Source organism: Microcystis sp. M49636_WE2, assembly GCF_030065375.1.
Taxonomy (GTDB): domain Bacteria; phylum Cyanobacteriota; class Cyanobacteriia; order Cyanobacteriales; family Microcystaceae; genus Microcystis; species Microcystis aeruginosa_C.
Genome location: NZ_JASJFG010000304.1, coordinates 1 through 18,395, shown reverse-complemented (window position 1 = coordinate 18,395; position 18,395 = coordinate 1). Strand labels below are relative to the sequence as shown.

Sequence of the window (18,395 nt, the reverse complement as noted above, 5' to 3'; positions counted from 1 at the left end):
AGCAATGGCAAGATTATTAAAAGAGCTAACTGTCGATTTTGAAGATACTGAAATGCCTTTACGCCAAGTAATAGTGAACACTCATTCTCCAGTTCTGGTGAGTCAATTAATTAATTGGCAAGATGATGAAAATGTCAGCATTTGGCTTTCTCAACTTACCACTATAATATCCACTATTGAAGGGAAGCGAATTAAGATGAAAAGCAGTAATTTTCACCCTGTTATCAAAGAGAATAAAAAGCAATTAACCTTTTTTTTATACTAACTATTGATTAGGCGACTTACCATCTCTACCATTCCATATATGTTTAAATTTTTAATCTCTTCCTGAATTTGATCGATTGAACTTTGAGAATCATCACTACAGTAAGCCAATTGAACTTTCTTTCCCTGCGGATCGGTTAATAGGGTGATCAAGTCTCGATCGCTCGACACCTGATAATCTATATAGATGCCTTGTCTATCTTTGGTGGGAGTGAATTTACATGAATAATAGTTATCCTGTTTACGTTTGTCCGATGCTTGTCTAGCCAACAATTTTTCGATTAACAAACAATCGGATTCTTTATGTTGCTCGTCGTGACTATGCTTTATTTTGCCTATTTTGCTTAAATCCGCTTTCCTGTGAGTCTTGGAAACATAAGGATAAAGCTCCGCTTTAAAATTATACGGGATAGGTAAAATAATAAATCCTTTCTCCGCTTCCTCTTTGATCGCCTTTCGAGGAATATCGGCATTATAGGGAGTTAATAGGATAGCTTGTAATTTATATTTAAGTTTACTGGTGACATGATCGGCAATTTCTTGTTTTAAAATATCTCTAAAAGTTGTAATTTGTTCGATACCTGTACTCGTGGAATTTTTATTAGTTCCCTTCATCTCGATAATTGTCAGCAGAAGTAAGTCATTCTGAATAAAAAGAGATAAATAATCAGGTCTTTTCTGCTTTTGATTTCTAACGAGAGGATCCTTCTGACGATCAGTTTTAAATAAAATACAAACGGAATCTTTTTCTGGCTTGGTAATCCGAAAGCTGACACCGCTTTCGGGTGGAGCGATCCGATCGGGTACGGTACAGAAAATAAGCAAATTTTCTAAAAAGTTAAATTTCTGCCAATCGAGTTTATTCTTCTTCTGAGGAACATCCTTCTTCGGTTTCTTGGTTTTGTTGTCCTGCTTCATAAATTGCAAAAAACTTTTGTTGAATATCAACTGATACATCGCTGAGAGTATCCCAACGAATACCGTATTCAGGGTCGTGTAAAGAAAGTAATTTATTATTTTTTATTTCATAGGCACTAACCTGTTCCATTTTAAGAAAAGCTCGGCTATCTTGCAGATAAAGCAATTTAGCTTGTTCGGCTAAAAGTTCTGGATTTTGGTGATTACCATTAACGATATTGTTAAGATGAGCCATCAAATAGGGGCTATGAGTCGTCAATAAAATTCTAACTCCTAAATTTACTAAAATCGCTAAAGATTCTAACAATTTTACCTGAGATTCTGGATGTAAGTTCATTTCAGGCTCATCGATCACCAGAAAATCCCCGGATTTTGCTCGATAGCGTAAATAGAGTAAAAGCGGGGCTAATTGTTTAATAGACGAGGAAGCATTATAAAGATCGATCTCTAAACTTCTTTTTACCGAAACTTTAATTTCTCTGCCTCCGAATTTAGTCTTTTTAAAGATTGTTTTATTGTTATTTTGAATATACTTTTCAATTTGATCGGCTAATTTTTGAAAATCATTTTTATTTTTGGCAATGGGATCGGGCTTATTTTCTAGTTCTATGTCAGTTAAAAAATCTAAAAAATCCTCTACTGGTTGAGGATAGCGAATATCTCCCTGTTCTTTTAGTAACTCTAACTGCTTATCTCGATTAATAAGTCCTTGTATCAATGGCTCTCGATTAATACGTCCTTGTATCAATAGCTCTCTCTGATTCTCTTTAAGTAGCTTATATCTTCTATTGGCCAGCATTTTATAGGTATTTATAAAAGCGTTTCTTTCGGCGGGTAAAGGAAGTATGTCAGAAAATTTTCCGACGGTACTAATAAAAGTACCAATAACTATCCTGCTAAGAAAATCAGTATGTTCTTCGTTGCGTTTTTCCCAATAAAATAAAATCTCACTATTGTTATCACTTCGCTCGATTTTCTCGATTCCAAGTATTGTATCCGCTAAAACTTCTTCTATAGCTCTTTTAATATCATCTTCAGAAATTTTGATTTCGATACTGAATTTTGTTTTTTCAAAAATTTTACCGCTAGAATCTTGGAAAAAAGATTGTAGTTTTATCCCGCTAAATCTAGATGCGTAACTTTGAATAACTTCAGATATAACATCATAAAAACGTCGGTCTATTTTTAAAGACCAATGATCGGCTTGAGTTGTAAATTCTATTTTTTCTAAAATTTCATCATAAAAATTAAGGCTGACAAGCTGATATAACCCATAAATCGAGTAGGCGATATAAGTTTTATTAGAATTATTCGGGCCAATAATAACGGTTAGAGGCCGAAGATCCACTTCTGCCTCTTTAATACTACCTAAATTCCAGAGTTTGATTTTCATCGTAAAAACGAACACTCCGAATACAGACCCTTATTTTACCCGATTCGTACTCGCTTGCGCCGATTCTTTAGTTTTATCTTCAAACGCAACCATGATTGAGAAACGAATAGCGATCGCTTTCTGAGAAAAGATCGATCGCCAACCGACAATCCAAAACGCTGTCATTACCTTTCTAAAGCAACAAGCTAGTGGTTAGCTGATCACTGAAAGCTCCTTAAATATCTAACCTTTGGTAGATGCTATTAAGATGATTTAGGTGCTGCTGGGGATCAAAGCAACTTTCGATCTCGTCGGGGGATAAAATGCCGGTAACTCGCTCATCTTGGCTGATAAAAGCTTTAAAATTGCCGTTATCGGTGTTCCAAGCGCGATGGGCGTTTTCTTGGACGATTTTATAGGCAGATTCCCGGCTAATTCCCTTACTCACCAAAGTTAAAAGAACTCTTTGACTGAAAATCACGCCACCGTAAACATTCATATTTCGCTTCATGTTTTCGGGATACACCAGCAGATTTTTGACTAAATCGGTGATTTCCTTGAGCATAAAGTGGGTCAAAATGCAAACATCTGGCAGCATCACCCGTTCTACGGAACTATGGGAAATATCTCTTTCGTGCCAGAGGGCGATATTTTCTAAAGCGGAAACGCTATGACTACGGATAATTCTCGCCATTCCCGTTAAGCGTTCTGAACGGATGGGATTACGTTTATGGGGCATAGCGGAGGAGCCTTTTTGTCCTTTGGAAAAGTATTCTTCCACTTCTAGGACATCGGTTCTTTGCAGGTTGCGAATCTCCACGGCAAAACGTTCGATCGAAGCCGCTAATAAGGCTAATTGTTGCACATAATCGGCGTGTCGATCGCGGGAGATAACTTGAGTGGAAGCGGTATCCGGTTCTAATCCTAACTTCTGACAGGTTAACGCCTCAATTTTCGGGTCAATATTGGCATAGGTTCCCACTGCACCAGATATTTTACCGATGGCGATGTCTTGGCGCAAGCGAATTAAACGATCGCGTCCTCGCAGCACTTCCGCTAACCATCCCGCTAGTTTAAAGCCAAAGGTGATCGGTTCGGCGTGAATGCCGTGGGAACGTCCCACCATGACTGTATAACGGTGTTCTTGGGCGCGATAGCGCAGGGCTTGAATGAAATCTTCTAATTGTTCTAAAATCAGGTTTAAACTGGCGACTAATTGTAAGGACAGGGCGGTATCTAGTACATCAGAACTGGTTAAACCCAAATGAATATAACGCCCCGGCTCGCCCACATATTCGTTAACATTTGTTAAAAAGGCGATGACATCGTGGCGCACTTCTGCTTCTATTTCTAAAATGCGATCGGGATCAAAATTAGCTTTTGCCTTAATTTCTTCCACTGCATCCCCGGGAATATAGCCTAATTCTGCCTGCGCTTCACAGACGGCTATCTCTACCTCTAGCCATGTTTGATATTTATATCTATCCGTCCACAAATTCCCCATCGCAGGGAGAGTATAACGCTCGATCACTATTAATTATTCCAAGACAACCGTTTAATTGTATCGGATCGGGGCAAGTCTGGGAATAGGCAGGGGGCAGCGGGGAGTTTTGTTTTCCCCACTCCCTTTTTAGCGGTTAGTAATTCGATAGTAGCGGTGAGGCTCTTCTAGGTTGTGTGTGATAAGTTTAACTTACAATATGATTGATTGATCTTTGTGTCCTTTGTGTCTTTGTGGTTCGTTCCACCCCCTCTCTAGGAGGATTATATCTTAGAATACATTTTACCCACCAAATCCAAGAGAGCCGCGGTGAACTATCTTGTTTAATTTAGCCTGAATCGAACCCCTACTCCCTTGCTTCAACCCATGCTCGCATTTTACCCGGATTGTTCAATCCGTAGGGATCGACGAGTTGTTTAAATTCTAGTTGTAGCGGATTAATCTGTCTGCTGCCGCCATCTTCCATGATATAAGTGTGAGGATTGGCAATGGCTGCCCCCTGTTGTTCATAGATAGCAATAATCTCATTTAATCGAGTTTCTGTGGTAAATTCTAGCAAGGGAAGACCGGCGGGAATAACTTTACCTTGAAATCTCAAAAATTCTAGGTGCATCATTATTTCCTCCCCAAAATAATTATGGAGTTTCTCTACCGTGGCTAGATTAAAATAAAAAGCTTGTAGATAAGTTATTTTGGGGTTACAACTACGCGCGTGGAGAGTGGTATGATTCCAAGTAAATTCTAAGATACTGTTGCCTTTTTGAGTTTCTTCTGGCGTTTTATAGTAGGTAAGTTCACCATTATATTCTTTAATTAAAGATTCTAATGCGACCCGATCGCTGTCCGATACTATTAACAAAACTGCCGCTTTTCCTGTGGGTAAATAATCCTTAAGAGCAGTAAAATAAGCAGGAATTGGCCAAGAGTGAACACTAACCATTTTCTTGACAATGCCATCACTATCACTGAGAGCTTGACCGAATTTAGCGGCGGTGATAAAATCGGCAAAAGTAACGATAAATTCTGCCCAAGGATAACAGGGAGCGAGGGCTATTTCTAACTCGGTAATAATGCCATTTGTTCCGTAGGCATGATTGACTTTTTCTACCTCATCCCCCCGTAATTCGATAATTTTTGGTTCCGCTTCTAAGGTGACTAACTGCACTGCTTGCAGATTGCCCCTATCCTTCAATTGTCCATAATTAATTGAACCCATGCCCACACTGCCACCCCCGATAAAACCGCCAATTGTCGCCGTCCGATAGGTAGAGGGAGCCATTCTTAATTCCCAACCGATTGCGCGAGCTTGTTTATCAAAAAATGCCATTTTTACCCCCGCTTCTACCCGGGCTGTACCCGGTTCGATCGAGATAATTTTTGTTAGTTTCGTTGTGTCTAAAATTACTCCGCCCTGCAAGGGAACACATTGACCATAATTACCTGTACCCGCACCTCTAACTGTTAAAGGAATTTGGTATTTAACGCAGGTTTTAGCGATGTCAATAACCTCTTGGCTATTCTGGGGACGAATGACTAAATCAGCCCGTTTATCTTGCAGTTGTGCTTCTAAAATGGGACTAAAATGATAATAATCTAAGGAAAGTTTCGCCACTTGCCCCGGATCGGTGATAATTTCCAGATGGGCAAGTTCTTGAATGAGATTTTGACAATTAGATTTCATGGTTAGGTAGGGTTTGCTGAAAAAGTTTGTTGGTGGGGTTAGGAGTCAGGAGTCAGGATTCAGGAGACAGGAGATTATTTTTATTTGTTCTCCCCATACCCCAATTCATAATTCATAATTCATAATTCATAATTCAAACAGGAAAAATTAAAAACCGATCGCCTAGGCGGTCGGTTTTACTAAGAACTATAAACTATTATTAACTTTGTTTGCTGAGAAACTGTTGAGCTTGTCTAAGAGCGGCAGCGCCGATATTGAAGACAGCCCAGCCACCAGCAATAAGCAAAGGGGTTAAAACGATTAACACTCTCCAGTCCATAGATTTCCTTCTCCTCGGTCAGTGCTTAAAAGATTGTTACTTGATTCTCATTTTATATTTATACCCTAATCCGCCCGTTTTGGGAATCCGGTATCAGTAGCTTTTCCCGCATGAACGAGGGCAAGTTTAGCATAGCGCTCGGCGTGTTCGATCAACTCTTGAGCCTCCTGTGGCGAGACTTCCCGGACACGTTTAGCGGGAATGCCCACCACTAAAGATCGCGGTGGTATATCTTTTGTCACGATACTACCCGCCCCGACAATACTACCCGCCCCGACGCGCACACCATCGAGAATCACTGCCCCAATGCCGATTAAACAACCGCGTTCAATATGGGCTGCGTGAATTACCGCCCGATGCCCGATGGTAACGTAATCTTCAAGGATAGTAATTTTGCCCGGATCTCCGTGTAGGATCGCCCCATCTTGGATATTAGTATAGGACCCAATTTCGATGCGTTCCACGTCGGCACGCAATACCGCCCCATACCAAACACTCACCCCCACAGCTAGGGAAATATCGCCCATTACCGTGGCATTAGGGGCGATAAAAGCCGCTTGACTGACATCGACAAGGGGCCAGAAATTAGAAGTTGATCTTAAGTTATCTAAAGACATGAAAGGATCTGCACTAAAGTCGAAAGAGAATACCCGTCCAATTTGGTTGGGTATAATATGGATAGGCTTATTGGTACAAAGATAGCAATTTTTAGTTTAGGTTCTTCCATGATCAATGCAAGTTTACAATACCCTGTTTTTGGCCCCGATATCCATTGTCCTCACTGTCGGCAGCTAATCCCCGCCCTCACTTTGACGGATACCTATTTGTGTCCGCGCCATGGGGCTTTTGAAGCCGATCCCAAAACGGGTGAGTTGGTTCACTTGCAGTCAGGACGGCATTGGCGACTCTGGAATGGTGAGTGGTATCGTCAACACACCCACCCGGATGGTATTCGTTTTGAGATTCACGAAGCACTTGATCGCCTCTATACTCAAGGATTTAAAGCGACTAAAGTAATTATTGCCAACCGTTATCGCGATTTAGTTAGTTCCTACCTAGAACGTAACACCACTTGGCGCGGTAATGAACTGGGTGAAGCCACTATTCCCCGTCTCTACGGTTTACCGGTAGAATTTAGTCCCGATGCCCCCGATGAACCCTGTTGGGATGTAATTAATTTTGATCTGGAAAAAGAACCGGGGGTTCCCAAACGTTATCCCTATTTTCGTCTTTTTGATTAATCATTAGCCATTAGGAGCCAGTCGTCAGGAGATAGGAGATAGAAGATTGCTTTTATTTATTATCCCCATCTCCCCACTTCCCCATCTCCCCACTTCCCACTTCATAATTCATAATTCATAATTCATAATTCTTTCTCCTGAAAATGCACCATGTTTCTATTCGTACCGCTAATATCCATCGGGCGATCGCTTTTTATCAACTTCTCGGTTTTACCCTAGAGGAAAGATTCACTACTGGTTATACTTTGGCCTGTTGGCTAACGGGGTTAAACGGACGCATCGAATTAATCCAAATTCCTCAACCGAAACCCGCTCCCGATGCCTTTGGTGATCAGCATTATGTCGGTTATTATCACTTGTCTTTTGACCTAACAGAAAATGTCAGCAATTTACCAGAATGGTTAGAAAAATTAACAAATAACCTTCAGCAAGCCCATCAAGAGGAAGCCGATTTATATCAACCTTTAAATATTCTTTTGCCACCCCAACAACAGATGATCGGCGATCATGTCTATGAAGTCACCTTTATTGCCGATACAGACGGTTTACCCCTGGAATTTATCCGTCGTTTAACCTAAAAAGATTGTCCCACTTCTAAGACTTTTGTTTGGCCATTGCGAGACAAAATAACCTGTTGATTACCAACTTCCACTAAAGTCCAACCATTGATAAATTCCCCCGGAGAAATACGAGTGGTTATGCCCTTATTATCAAATAAAGCTGTAGATCGATCGCCTAAATCCATCACTCCCACTAGAGTATTTTTCACCTGATTATTGGTAGGAATAACCGATGCTACTGGTCGATTCCCTTGGGGAGCAGCTGGTAATGGTGGTGCAGAAATGTCGGTATTTGAGGGTGTAACTGGGACAAGTTTGGCAGTAGTTTCAGGGGTTTGGGGATAAACAGGAACGTAAATTCTTTCTATGATCTGGGGAGTGTTATTAACCGGTAAATTAGCGGGTGGTGCTGGTGGAACTGGCACTACTGGAGAAGGGTTATTTTTGGCAGCAGGATTGGGATCGGGGGATGAAGTTTGACTTTGGCGATCGATAATAGCAAGGGATGATTGCAGATAGGCAATAAATTTTTTATCTTCTTGGGAAGTCGTGCTATTTTGAGAGATAGGGGCATTTTTCTGACTGATGAGCCATGCCACCACCCAACCTAGATAGATGCAAGCAATAACAAAAATAACTTTATCTAGGGGCATTCTGGGATTTTCTTCATAGCCCGCCGGCATATTTGTTTCACTCCTCGATCGCTGCTGTCGTTTCGATTCTAACAGGATAGCGCTCAGTTATTCTCCCTCAATTTTCCTTTTTAACTGATTAAAATCTTCTAGAGGGGATATAGTGGACAGAGAATGATGTATATTAATGTAAGTAAAGTTTCGTAACAATTCTGAAATCCTTTGCTCAACTCTACCCTAGTTTCCAGCAATCCCGATCGCCTGAAACCCCTAGTCCCTAACTGGGAAAAATGTCAATCCGTCTTTTGGACAGCAGCATTTCTGGTATCAGTCCCCGTATTCATACAAGCGCCCCTAGTGCGCTACTATCCCGAAGTTAGCCTAGGTTTAACCTTTTTCTGGGTGGGGTTAGGGGTTTGGCTGCTCAAACAAGAAAAAATCAGTCTTTGGGGGGATTTACTTTTGGGCTTTAGTTGGAGTTGGTTAGCAGGTTCTCTCTACTGGGGTTGGTGGCGTTGGGAACCTTTGATCCATATTCCCATGGAAGCGATCGGGCTGCCCTTTGTTCTCTGGGGACTATACAAAGGTCGTGGCAAAGTGGGCAATCTTTTCTATCTGGGTTCTTTGTTAGGAACGGCCATCACCGATGTATATTTCTATCTAACGGGACTAATTCCCTACTGGCGACAATTAATGACCGTGGAACTAGATCCCAACCTAGTATCGCCGATATTTCATAACGCCTTAGCCCAAATTGAGACCCCCTGGGGCATCAGTTGGGCGATTGTGCTGCTCAACCTGCTCTTAGCGATCGGTATTTATCCTTTGCAAAAAAGGGTATGTCATTGGTGGGCATTTAGCGGGGCTGTATTGAGTACAATTTTAGTCGATGGTTTATTTTGGATTACCGCCTCTCTGGCCTAAGACAATAGGCTATATAATTAACGCAGTCTATCTATTGCCGCTTATGCACCCGTGGATATACTACTAGGACAAAACCCCTATTTACTACTCCATACCGAGAAGGGCCAGCGTTTTTTCCCTCTCGTGGGGAGAGCTTACTGGACAATCGGACGGAGCAAAGATAACGATATCGTGATTAAAGATCACTGTATCTCTCGTAATCACGCTATTTTACAATCCACGGAAACAGGGGATTTTTATCTGATCGATCTCGGTAGTCGCAATGGAACTTTTGTCAATGGCAGAAGGGTAGCCATTCCGGTGACTATCCATAGCAAAGAGCAGATCACCTTTGGCAAAACCGAGGTGCAGTTCTATCGTCCTACTCCCACCAATGCAGGCAAGCAACCGCGCCATTTAGAATGGGATACCCTCACCTCCGCCGTCCATGAACGATGCTTAACATCGGTGATGGTGGTAGATATGCGTAATTTTACGGCTTTAACGAGGCAATTAGACGAAAAAGTGCTTTCTTCTCTGATTGGCAATTGGTTTCGCCATGCGGGGAATATTATCCGCAGTTCCGGCAGTTGGGTAGATAAATATATTGGTGATGCGATCATGGCCATCTGGTTTCACGGCCAACAGGAAGTCGATCAAGACGATATCCTGCAAATTTTCCAAGCAATTATACAACTAAATAACATGACTCGCACCTTAAGCGAACAATATCCCTTACCTTTTAAATTACGCATCGGTGCGGGGGTGAATACTGGTTATGCTATGGTCGGCAATACTGGCAGCGGTGAACATCCAGATTATACAGCGATCGGGGATACAGTCAACGCCGCTTTTCGTTTAGAGTCGGCTACCAAAGAAATGGGCAAGGATTTAGCCATCGGAGCCACTACCTACAGTTATCTCATCGGTTTACCCCATCTCCAGCAAGTTTTTACTCAACATACCGTCAGTCTGAAAGGATACCACGATAGCACTATTGCCTACGGAACCACTTTTGATGACTTGGATCGTTTCCTCGATGCCAACAGTAGTGAGGAGATGACCGGAATTACAGGAGTTGCCAGCCGTGTCGGTTTTAAAGATTGAAAGTGAACTACTCTCAAGGTCGTTGAGAGCTTCCTGTTTCACGGGGGATTGCCGCAGACCCTACTTAAGACTGTCCACTAAAAACTCACATCTGATAAGTAGTCGTGCAAAATTAATTTCCTAGTGAAGATAGGCAAGAGGCAAGGGGCAAGAGGCAAGAGGTGGTTAGATATGTGTAATTAATTTTGCTTAGGTACTTAACTGATAACTGATAACTGATAGCTGACCTACTCCTCGGTGGCGGCGAGAACTAAATCTTCCTCCTCCAAGGCGGGGGGAACTTCGATTTCTTCCACTACTTCCGAGACGGTCCGGCCTTCCGCTTCCGCTAGACGTTTTTCTCGGTATTTAATCGCCATTTCTTCGGCTTTTTCAAACACTAACGGGCGATTTTTTAGCATATCTCCCGGTTCTGGTTCTAATTGTTTAGTCGAGAGGGAAATGCGACCTCTTTCGGCATCGAGATCGATAATCATCACTTTCAACTCATCATTGACATTGAAAACCGTGTGGGGGGTGTCAATGTGATCGTGAGAGATTTCGGAAATATGCAGTAAACCACTGACTCCACCAATATCGATGAAAGCACCGTAGGGCTTGATTCCGCGCACAGAACCGATTACCACCTGTCCCACGGCTAAACCGTTCATCTTGCGTTCCACTAAAGCGCGACGATGACTTAAAACCAGACGGTTGCGATCCTCATCCACTTCTAAAAACTTTAAGGGCAATTCCTGACCGACTAAATCCTCTTTCGCCTCTCTGGTGCTAATGTGAGAACCGGGGATAAAGCCGCGGAGACCTTCAATCCTGACTAATGCCCCACCACGGTTAGTGGCGAAAACATTGGAGCGCACGGTAGCATCTTCTTTTTGCAATTGACGCACCCGTTCCCAAGCGCGCATATATTCAATGCGACGGATCGACAGAGTTAGCTGTCCATCTTCATTCTCATCGGTAAGAATGAAAAATTCCCGAGTTTCGTTGGGCTGTAAAACCTCTTCGGGATTATCGACGCGGTTGATCGACATCTCCTGCACGGGGATAAAAGCGGCGGTTTTAGCACCGATATCGATGAGCGCTCCCCGGGGTTCCATGCTGAAAACAGTCCCGGCGACAACATCTCCCGGACTGAAATGATAATCGTATTTGTCTAGAAGGGCGGCAAAATCTTCATGGGTAAAGCCTATGTTTTTGTTTGCGGTTTTTTGGGTGGTCATGTACGTTGTTTGGGCCTCGGAATTTCCGTAGGTTTTTCCTCCTATGTGATGTACAGTTTCTAAATACAGGAGATGCCTCCTAATTTAGTTACTAGGCAGGGCCTAGGGGATGAACTGCCGCATCCTGCATTCTTGGAGGCAATCTGCCTCAAGAATGACTTTGTAAGAATCTAACCGGAGCTTGGGCTTTAAATAGCACAAGGGATCCTAATTATAACTGAATCGGGAACTATTTAAGACGAGGTGATCACGCTGGCCTCTTCCGCTTCAGACCAAGAAGGATGAGCGCGTTCAATTTCGGAGGATTGCAGCAGCGCTAAAGCGGCGATAAAGTCTCTAATTCCCTGAAAATTGCCGTAAACCGAAGCAAAGCGCACATAGGCCACTTCCGATTCTTGCCGGAGGTATTCTAGGACTAATTGACCGATCTCCTGACTTGTTACCTCCCGTTTTGAGTCTTGCTGCAGACGGGATTCGATATCATTGACGATCGCCTCTAATCTTAGGTGGGGAATGCCAGTTTTTTCACAGGCCCGGACGATACCGCGCAGCAGTTTGCAGCGATCAAAAGATTCCCGTTTACCATCTTTTTTAATCACCGTGATCGGCACGAATTCGATGCGCTCGTAGGTGGTGAACCGATATTTACACTGTAAGCATTCACGACGACGACGAATGCTCTGACCGTTTTCGGAGGAACGGGACTCTAAAACGCGACTATCGGTATGCTGACAATTAGGGCATTGCATAGGAGGCGCTCGGTGAGGGGAACCTTTAATTTAAGCCTTTAAATACGAAAACCAGAGCCGCTAACCTGCTTTTGACAAGCGGGCGGCTCAGGGAAGAAAATTATTAACCTAAACGGAGTTAAGAAATTTACTTTTGAATCCGGGGAGGTTCCCGGAAGGCGATGGCGAAGAAAATTACCGACAAAGCCATAGTTAAAACCAAAATGTAAGCGACGCTTTCCATGGTTGGACATCCTACAAGACTGCTATAACAATCCTATAGTATCAGGAAATGAGCTTTTCAGCTTGCCTGGGGATGTAATCTACATCCCCAGAATCAGTGGCGAGCTATTTAACGCTAACTTTTGCCCCAGCGTCTTCCAGTTTTTTCTTGGTGGCGGCGGCTTCGTCTTTGTTAATGCCTTCTTGAACCGCTTTGGGAGCGGCTTCTACTAGGTCTTTCGCTTCTTTGAGTCCTAAACCGGTCAATTCGCGCACTACCTTGAGGATAGCAATTTTCTTGTCGGCGGGAACTTCTTCGAGAACGACGTTAAATTCGGTTTGTTCTTCCACAGCTTCAGCAGCAGCCGCGGGAGCAGCCCCAGGGGCCGCCATAATTATGCCACCAGTTGGAGCGGCGGCACTAACTCCGAAGGTTTCTTCGATACCTTTGACTAATTCCGCAGCCTCTAAGAGGGTCAGGGTTTTGAGTTTTTCTAAGATTTCAGCTACAGCAGACATGGGTTAGACTCCTAATTGTTTTAAGTGATTGATTGGCGCGGTATTAAGCCGCTTCTTTTTCTTCTTGACGGGCCACGGCATCGACGGCACGGGCCAAAGATGCGGGAACTTCGTTGATGCTGCGGGCCAGTTTGGCGGCAATGGCGTTGATTGCTCCGGCGGCCTGAGCGATTAACTGTTCTTTCGACGGTAAATCAGCGATCGCTTTGAGCTGCTCTTCTGTCAACAGTTGACCTTTTGTCCCTTCTTTGAGGACACCGCCGCGCAATTCGGTTTTTTTGCTTTCTTTTTTGAACTCTTGATAGGCCTTGAAAGCTCCACCGATATCCTCTTTTACGAGCAGAAAGGCGGATGTTCCCGATAAAAGGCTTTTCATCGGTTCCCAGCCACTATCTTCAGCGATCGCCAATCCCATCAAAGTATTTTTGGTGACTTTACAAATCGTTCCCGTGGGGCGCAATTTGCGGCGTAGATTGCTGATTTCGGCGACGGTTAAACCTTGATAGTCGATGACCATCGTTAATTGAGCTTCGCTAAGGGAGGTTTTTAATTCTTCTAGAATTAATCCCTTGCTTTCTCTGCTTCTCCCCATCCCTTGTTCACCTCCTGTATGCGGGGGACCGGTTCCACAGGCGCAAAAATAACCCCTTGTAGCGCCGGGGTTGATTGGAGAGAATCAGTTCAGGCACGACCGAGACAGAAAAAATCTCTCTTTAGTCTTTTTGGCCGCTGTTTTCTCGCTTTGACCTCGGCAGGGTATTTAAGCTGTTTCGCACCTGCTGTCTTTGGCTTAAGCCAGTTTCTCATTTTAACATTATTGCGGGATTTATGTCAAGCACCAGGAGGGAGTGGGCAGTACATTTCGTAGCCAAATTTATTGGCATCTACTTCTTGTAAATTAATATCGATTAAACCGTATTCTGACCAGCGTTGGGAAACCTTGACCGCCATGGCCGGATCCGACTCCAAAGGTTCCCCCCACTGGTGGTCCGTTTCGGGATACATTTTTGTTGTGGCATCAATTCCCATTCTTCCCCCCAAACCGACCTTTTCGCTGGCAAAATCGAGGCTATCAAAGGGGGTTTCCGGGAGAATAAACACATCGCGAACCGGATCCACTTTAGAACTAATTGCCCAAACCACTTGCCGGGGGTCGCGAATATTAATCTCCTTATCGACGACGATGACAAATTTAGTATAGGTGAACTGGGGTAAGGCACTCCAAAAAGCTAAGGCCGCTCGCCGCGCTTGTCCGGGATAAGCTTTATCAATGGAGATAATCGCCGCTTTATAGCTTAAAGCTTCCATGGGCAGGAAAAAATCTCTTATTTCCGACACCTGTTGCCGTAAAATCGGTGTATAAATACGATTAAGAGCGATAGCCATCATCGCTTCTTCCTTGGGAGGACGACCGCTAAAAGTGGTTAAATAAATGGGGTCGCGACGGTGGGTCATGCAGTGGAAATGAATCAGGGGTGAATCTTCCACACCGCCATAGTAACCCATGTGATCACCAAAGGGTCCATCTGGCAATACCTCTCCGGGGGTAATTGTTCCTTCGAGGACGATTTCTGAGTCGGCCGGCACTTCTAAATCGAGGGTTTTACACTTGGCTAACTGTACCCCAGAACCGCCGTACAATCCCGCAAACAGCCATTCTGACAGATCTACGGGGATAGGAGTGGCGGCGGCCATGATAATTAGAGGATCAACCCCCAAAGCGATGGCTATTTCTAATTTTTTGCCCATTTGCGCCGCTTTTCGCAGGTGACGCGCCCCACCGCGCACGGATAACCAGTGAACGGTCATGGTATTGTGAGACTGTAGCTGTAAGCGATAGACACCGACGTTAGGGTTTCCCGTTTCGCAATCTTTGGTAATTACTAGCCCTAGGGTGATAATCTGGCCTGCATCGCCAGAATAGGGGCGAATCATCGGAATTTTCTTTAAATCTACTTCATCCCCTTCTAAAATCACCTGTTGACAGGGAGGGAAAAAGTTACGGCTGGGTTTGGCTTTCAGGACATCAAACAACACTTTACCAAAATCGATCGCTTGGGAGAGTTTTTTCGGCGGTTTCGGTTGTTGCAAGAGGGCGAGCTTTTTGCCTAAATCTTCCAATTCTTCGGGTTTATTCAGGTTCATCGCCCAACAGATGCGTTCTACCGTTCCCATCAGGTTAATAGCGACGGGAAACTCTGCTCCTTGCACGTTTTCAAACAGTAGGGCCGGCCCCCCCACCTGTAGCATCCGATTAGCGATCTCGGCAATTTCTAAATCGGCAGAGACCGATGCACTAATGCGGCGTAATTGGCCACGATCTTCTAAAAGCTTAATAAATCCTCGTAAGTCTCTAGCCATGATGAAGAAATGTAAATAAATCCCTGTCTCTATTATCTCTTAGGGTGGCAGTTTCGGTGGGGGATAGTCACCGATTTGAGAGTTGGCGGCGATTCTCGTCTAGAATTAAGTAAAAAAATCCCCATCTTACCAGGGTCATTCCTACCCCTAAGTTTATGCTTATCCAGCCCAGAGGTCAACATGATTAAGGATATTGAAATTAGTAATTTTAGATGTTTTGAGCATACCAAAATTGAAGGTTTTGAGCGAGTTAATTTAATTGGCGGTAAAAACAATTCAGGGAAAACTGCCCTGTTAGAGGCAATATTTTTGTATAGTTATCCCTATCCAAATACTATTCATCCCTACATCAGAGGAATCATTCGTAGGCAATCTTTAGCAGTTGTTCAGGCTGTTCCCAAAAATGCCTGGGATAATTTATTATTCAATCTTGATAGAAAAAATATTATTGAGTTAAAAGGCTCCCAATCTAAACGAGGAGATAAATTGGTAAAAATATCGATTTCTGGTTCTCTTAAAGATGGCGTTTTAGGCATCTCTGAAGACTTGCAAAAATTATACGATTTTATCGCTAAAAATAAATCAGTTATTTCTATCTTAAATATTCACACAAGTTTTCACCTCAAGAATGACTCAAATGATGGTCAACTGAACTATTTTTTAATTGCTAGTTCTGAGGGAATACTCGCTTTACCTGATCCAGGTGATGAGGAACCAGTAATCATTGCCGCATCTGTCAGTAAATCTTTGGAAGAATTGAGCGAGTCCTATACTAAAATAGTTTTTAATGAACAGGAAGAAGAAGTGCTAAAAGCTCTACAAATTCTCGATCCTTCTATTGAGAAAATAGAAAGTTTTTTTCTGGGTGAACCAAATTTATATCTGAAAAGAAAAGAGAGAAAACGCCTACCCATATCTCTGTTTGGTGAAGCTATTAATCGTCTAATAGAGATGATTTTTTCTCTGCTGCTTAATCCGCAAAAAATTATTTTTATCGATGAAATAGAAAATGGTCTTCACTATACTGCTTACCCAGATATTTGGAAAACTTTATTCCGATTAGCTATCGAACTAGATAGCCAAATTTTTGCCACAACCCATAGTTTAGAGATGATCCAAGCTTTTGCCGATGTGGGGTTAGAATATTATCCAGAACAGGGGGCCTATTTTGAACTAGCAAGGAGTCCCAGAACTGATAAAATTATTGGTATTAAAAGACAATTAAGCACTTTAGAGTACGCCTTAAAACATGGCAATGAGGTGAGAGGTGAGTAACTTATTAATCGTCGAGAGCAAGAATGATAAAATTTTTATCGAAGCCCTAGTAAAATACTTAAATATTAACAAAATTCAGTTAGATAAACCGATTTGCTTTGAGGAAGATGACTATAAATGTTTACAGGGTTTAGATCAAGCTAAATTAACCAGCACTTTCGATGAAATTAAGGCGACTCTTGGTAAAAAAGCTATCCCTAAAGTTGGTATTATTATCGATCAAGATTCTGATACTAAGACAGAGCGACTAAATTGGCTTAACGATTGTCTGAAAAAGGTGTATCCAGAAGCGGAAGATATTAGGAAAACCAGTCAGCTTTATAGATTGACAACAATAGAAGATCAAATCACAGAATTTGCTTGTTATTTTACCAATGTGGAAGGACAAGGAGAACTAGAAACAGTTCTCAAGAAGATTAAAAGTCAAGATTCCACCTATGCGGATTGTTTAGAAGACTGGAGAAATTGTTTAAACAAGCAAGAAAAATCGATTAAAGACAAAGATTTTGATAAGTTTTGGATTAGTAACTATTTACGATTTGATACCTGTTCCACAGAAGACAAAAAACAAGCTGGCAGGAAATGCAGTATGAATGGATTTGATTATGTTATGAAAAACAAACGTCATATTTGGAACTTTGAGCATGAGGTATTAAATGAACTCAAAGAATTTTTACAACTATTTGCTGTCTAATCAAAAATCCCCCTAGAAATCTAGAGGGATCGAGGGATATATGGAGGGCAATTTAGAAGTAAATTGTGCCACCCCAGCGCTCGTCTAGACGGGGAGCAACCAACAGATAAGCGGCGACGTTATACACATCATCTTCCGTCAGATTGCGTAATTCTGGGAAGATATCGGGACGGCTAACATTGGGATGAAATTCGCTTAGATCATCTTCACCATCGTAACTGGTGGGATGTTCTAGATAATCAATCAATGCTAACAGATTATCTCTGGGAGGTTCCGCTTTTGCCAGATCGGCCAGACCCAAACTGACGTTATTATTAGTTTTGGTTTTACCTTGCAGGTGACACTTAGTACAATTGGCGACAAAAAGTTTCTGTCCTTCCGTCGCTTGTTCAGAAGTCAAAGTCACCGATTCCCCTGCATCATTGAGGGTGATGGTGAGGGTTTTTTCATTGAGTTCTAAGGCACTAGCGCCGTTAAGATTGAATTGTAATACAAAAAAAACTACAGCGATCGCTGCCACAATCAAACGTTTGATCATTGTTCTCCTACTCGCAATTGTTCCAAGAAAGGGAATTTTAAGGTGACTAAAAAATTTTCTCCTCTGGGAGGGTGTCGATCGATTCTAAGTGATCACGGACACCGAGAAGATCCCAGTTGGGAATAAAGTCAAGGGGACGTTTCCGTTTTCGAGGCGGTTACTCCCGATCGTTTGGATAAAATCAGTGAGATAATTGCTTTAGCATCTTCTAGGGCGAGATTAGTCTGCCGATCTTTATAGGAGATGCCTAATTGGTCGCAAAGTGACAACACAGATTCATCGGCCAGATCGTACTCTGCCGCAATATCAGCGATCGATAGATCAGCAAAACCCATAGTCT

At 42.8% G+C, this 18,395-nt stretch carries 22 protein-coding genes, 1 pseudogene and 1 other annotated feature; of the genes and pseudogenes, 7 read left to right on the top strand and 16 right to left on the bottom strand.

Translation table 11 applies throughout. The features are described 5' to 3' along the window. Positions 1 to 265: pseudogene (locus tag PX484_RS07380) on the top strand (AAA family ATPase); the annotation flags it as partial. Here the strand turns inward: PX484_RS07380 and PX484_RS07375 are convergent. From PX484_RS07375 to PX484_RS07345, 7 genes are all read right to left on the bottom strand, one after another. Further along, positions 262 to 1,182: a hypothetical protein gene (locus PX484_RS07375; RefSeq protein ID WP_288103307.1), complete on the bottom strand. Its 921-nt coding sequence runs from the start codon at positions 1,180 to 1,182 to the stop codon at positions 262 to 264. The pseudogene PX484_RS07380 and the gene PX484_RS07375 sit on opposite strands and share 4 nt — an antisense overlap. After that, entirely contained in the window at positions 1,124 to 2,575 is a 1,452-nt protein-coding gene (locus PX484_RS07370) for an AAA family ATPase (RefSeq protein ID WP_004268610.1), read from the bottom strand. Before PX484_RS07370 ends, PX484_RS07375 begins: the two co-directional genes overlap by 59 nt. Positions 2,576 to 2,605: 30 nt before the next feature. After that, the gene (locus PX484_RS07365; protein ID WP_256377576.1) at positions 2,606 to 2,740 is read right to left on the bottom strand and encodes a hypothetical protein; all 135 of its coding nucleotides are present in this window, start codon (positions 2,738 to 2,740) and stop codon (positions 2,606 to 2,608) included. Between the two features lie 49 nt (positions 2,741 to 2,789). Next, positions 2,790 to 4,085 carry an adenylosuccinate lyase gene (purB, locus tag PX484_RS07360; RefSeq protein ID WP_004268608.1) on the bottom strand — a complete coding sequence of 432 codons (1,296 nt, stop codon included), beginning with the start codon at positions 4,083 to 4,085 and terminating at the stop codon, positions 2,790 to 2,792. A gap of 316 nt (positions 4,086 to 4,401) precedes the next feature. After that, complete coding sequence (locus PX484_RS07355) at positions 4,402 to 5,736, bottom strand: FAD-binding oxidoreductase (RefSeq protein WP_288103305.1); 1,335 nt, start codon at positions 5,734 to 5,736, stop codon at positions 4,402 to 4,404. Between the two features lie 199 nt (positions 5,737 to 5,935). Beyond that, a complete protein-coding gene (locus PX484_RS07350; protein WP_012265998.1) occupies positions 5,936 to 6,055 on the bottom strand; it encodes a photosystem II protein Y in 120 nt (39 codons plus the stop codon). Positions 6,056 to 6,120: 65 nt separating this feature from the next. Then, complete coding sequence (locus tag PX484_RS07345) at positions 6,121 to 6,672, bottom strand: gamma carbonic anhydrase family protein (RefSeq protein ID WP_004268603.1); 552 nt, start codon at positions 6,670 to 6,672, stop codon at positions 6,121 to 6,123. A 108-nt stretch (positions 6,673 to 6,780) separates the two neighbouring features. On the opposite strand from PX484_RS07345, the gene PX484_RS07340 reads away from it, so the two are divergent. Together PX484_RS07340 and PX484_RS07335 are read left to right on the top strand one after the other, a co-directional pair. Beyond that, entirely contained in the window at positions 6,781 to 7,296 is a 516-nt protein-coding gene (locus PX484_RS07340) for a TIGR02652 family protein (protein ID WP_043997956.1), read from the top strand. A 143-nt stretch (positions 7,297 to 7,439) separates the two neighbouring features. Further along, positions 7,440 to 7,874, top strand: a complete 435-nt coding sequence (locus tag PX484_RS07335; RefSeq protein WP_004268601.1) for a VOC family protein — start codon at positions 7,440 to 7,442, stop codon at positions 7,872 to 7,874. Here the strand turns inward: PX484_RS07335 and PX484_RS07330 are convergent. After that, positions 7,871 to 8,539 carry a hypothetical protein gene (locus tag PX484_RS07330; RefSeq protein WP_004268600.1) on the bottom strand — a complete coding sequence of 223 codons (669 nt, stop codon included), beginning with the start codon at positions 8,537 to 8,539 and terminating at the stop codon, positions 7,871 to 7,873. The two genes, PX484_RS07335 and PX484_RS07330, sit on opposite strands and share 4 nt — an antisense overlap. Positions 8,540 to 8,710: 171 nt before the next feature. Between PX484_RS07330 and PX484_RS07325 the strand changes: the two genes are divergently transcribed. Both PX484_RS07325 and PX484_RS07320 read left to right on the top strand, forming a co-directional pair. Beyond that, positions 8,711 to 9,412, top strand: coding sequence for a DUF3120 domain-containing protein (locus PX484_RS07325; protein ID WP_004268599.1), 702 nt, complete (start codon positions 8,711 to 8,713; stop codon positions 9,410 to 9,412). Positions 9,413 to 9,463: 51 nt separating this feature from the next. Then, complete coding sequence (locus tag PX484_RS07320; RefSeq protein WP_287766414.1) at positions 9,464 to 10,498, top strand: adenylate/guanylate cyclase domain-containing protein; 1,035 nt, start codon at positions 9,464 to 9,466, stop codon at positions 10,496 to 10,498. Between the two features lie 227 nt (positions 10,499 to 10,725). On the opposite strand, the gene PX484_RS07315 is transcribed toward PX484_RS07320, so the two are convergent. The 6 genes from PX484_RS07315 to PX484_RS07290 form a co-directional block, all read right to left on the bottom strand. After that, a complete protein-coding gene (locus tag PX484_RS07315; protein WP_002737013.1) occupies positions 10,726 to 11,718 on the bottom strand; it encodes a 30S ribosomal protein S1 in 993 nt (330 codons plus the stop codon). 233 nt (positions 11,719 to 11,951) lie between these two features. Continuing rightward, on the bottom strand, positions 11,952 to 12,467 hold the full coding sequence (gene nrdR, locus PX484_RS07310; protein WP_288103304.1) for a transcriptional regulator NrdR: 516 nt from the start codon (positions 12,465 to 12,467) through the stop codon (positions 11,952 to 11,954). Between the two features lie 127 nt (positions 12,468 to 12,594). After that, complete coding sequence (locus tag PX484_RS07305; protein ID WP_012267019.1) at positions 12,595 to 12,690, bottom strand: photosystem II reaction center protein T; 96 nt, start codon at positions 12,688 to 12,690, stop codon at positions 12,595 to 12,597. 104 nt (positions 12,691 to 12,794) lie between these two features. Then, complete coding sequence (gene rplL / locus PX484_RS07300) at positions 12,795 to 13,187, bottom strand: 50S ribosomal protein L7/L12 (protein WP_287669683.1); 393 nt, start codon at positions 13,185 to 13,187, stop codon at positions 12,795 to 12,797. A gap of 43 nt (positions 13,188 to 13,230) precedes the next feature. Further along, on the bottom strand, positions 13,231 to 13,779 hold the full coding sequence (gene rplJ / locus PX484_RS07295) for a 50S ribosomal protein L10 (RefSeq protein ID WP_004268584.1): 549 nt from the start codon (positions 13,777 to 13,779) through the stop codon (positions 13,231 to 13,233). A gap of 98 nt (positions 13,780 to 13,877) precedes the next feature. Continuing rightward, positions 13,878 to 13,994, bottom strand: a sequence feature (ribosomal protein L10 leader region). Between the two features lie 24 nt (positions 13,995 to 14,018). Next, positions 14,019 to 15,548 carry a UbiD family decarboxylase gene (locus tag PX484_RS07290; protein ID WP_287766412.1) on the bottom strand — a complete coding sequence of 510 codons (1,530 nt, stop codon included), beginning with the start codon at positions 15,546 to 15,548 and terminating at the stop codon, positions 14,019 to 14,021. Between the two features lie 180 nt (positions 15,549 to 15,728). On the opposite strand from PX484_RS07290, the gene PX484_RS07285 reads away from it, so the two are divergent. Then, complete coding sequence (locus tag PX484_RS07285; protein ID WP_287766410.1) at positions 15,729 to 16,823, top strand: AAA family ATPase; 1,095 nt, start codon at positions 15,729 to 15,731, stop codon at positions 16,821 to 16,823. Beyond that, the gene (locus tag PX484_RS07280) at positions 16,816 to 17,517 is read left to right on the top strand and encodes a DUF3226 domain-containing protein (RefSeq protein WP_004268577.1); all 702 of its coding nucleotides are present in this window, start codon (positions 16,816 to 16,818) and stop codon (positions 17,515 to 17,517) included. The genes PX484_RS07285 and PX484_RS07280 overlap by 8 nt, the downstream gene beginning before the upstream one ends. A 52-nt stretch (positions 17,518 to 17,569) precedes the next feature. Here the strand turns inward: PX484_RS07280 and psbV are convergent, their stop codons facing one another. Continuing rightward, positions 17,570 to 18,055, bottom strand: coding sequence for a photosystem II cytochrome c-550 (gene psbV, locus PX484_RS07275; protein ID WP_002754644.1), 486 nt, complete (start codon positions 18,053 to 18,055; stop codon positions 17,570 to 17,572). Positions 18,056 to 18,183: 128 nt separating this feature from the next. Further along, positions 18,184 to 18,390, bottom strand: coding sequence for a hypothetical protein (locus PX484_RS07270; RefSeq protein WP_004268575.1), 207 nt, complete (start codon positions 18,388 to 18,390; stop codon positions 18,184 to 18,186). Positions 18,391 to 18,395 lie beyond the last annotated feature (5 nt).

Coding starts and splice junctions, on each gene's coding strand:
- PX484_RS07365 (WP_256377576.1), bottom strand. CDS start 2,740: ATGACAGCGTTTTGGATTGTCGGTTGGCGATCGATCTTTTCTCAGAAA.
- PX484_RS07315 (WP_002737013.1), bottom strand. CDS start 11,718: ATGACCACCCAAAAAACCGCAAACAAAAACATAGGCTTTACCCATGAA.
- PX484_RS07330 (WP_004268600.1), bottom strand. CDS start 8,539: ATGCCGGCGGGCTATGAAGAAAATCCCAGAATGCCCCTAGATAAAGTT.
- PX484_RS07340 (WP_043997956.1), top strand. CDS start 6,781: ATGATCAATGCAAGTTTACAATACCCTGTTTTTGGCCCCGATATCCAT.
- PX484_RS07285 (WP_287766410.1), top strand. CDS start 15,729: ATGATTAAGGATATTGAAATTAGTAATTTTAGATGTTTTGAGCATACC.
- nrdR (WP_288103304.1), bottom strand. CDS start 12,467: ATGCAATGCCCTAATTGTCAGCATACCGATAGTCGCGTTTTAGAGTCC.
- PX484_RS07305 (WP_012267019.1), bottom strand. CDS start 12,690: ATGGAAAGCGTCGCTTACATTTTGGTTTTAACTATGGCTTTGTCGGTA.
- rplL (WP_287669683.1), bottom strand. CDS start 13,187: ATGTCTGCTGTAGCTGAAATCTTAGAAAAACTCAAAACCCTGACCCTC.
- PX484_RS07350 (WP_012265998.1), bottom strand. CDS start 6,055: ATGGACTGGAGAGTGTTAATCGTTTTAACCCCTTTGCTTATTGCTGGT.
- PX484_RS07290 (WP_287766412.1), bottom strand. CDS start 15,548: ATGGCTAGAGACTTACGAGGATTTATTAAGCTTTTAGAAGATCGTGGC.
- psbV (WP_002754644.1), bottom strand. CDS start 18,055: ATGATCAAACGTTTGATTGTGGCAGCGATCGCTGTAGTTTTTTTTGTA.
- PX484_RS07335 (WP_004268601.1), top strand. CDS start 7,440: ATGCACCATGTTTCTATTCGTACCGCTAATATCCATCGGGCGATCGCT.
- PX484_RS07345 (WP_004268603.1), bottom strand. CDS start 6,672: ATGTCTTTAGATAACTTAAGATCAACTTCTAATTTCTGGCCCCTTGTC.
- rplJ (WP_004268584.1), bottom strand. CDS start 13,779: ATGGGGAGAAGCAGAGAAAGCAAGGGATTAATTCTAGAAGAATTAAAA.
- PX484_RS07355 (WP_288103305.1), bottom strand. CDS start 5,736: ATGAAATCTAATTGTCAAAATCTCATTCAAGAACTTGCCCATCTGGAA.
- PX484_RS07270 (WP_004268575.1), bottom strand. CDS start 18,390: ATGGGTTTTGCTGATCTATCGATCGCTGATATTGCGGCAGAGTACGAT.
- PX484_RS07370 (WP_004268610.1), bottom strand. CDS start 2,575: ATGAAAATCAAACTCTGGAATTTAGGTAGTATTAAAGAGGCAGAAGTG.
- PX484_RS07375 (WP_288103307.1), bottom strand. CDS start 1,182: ATGAAGCAGGACAACAAAACCAAGAAACCGAAGAAGGATGTTCCTCAG.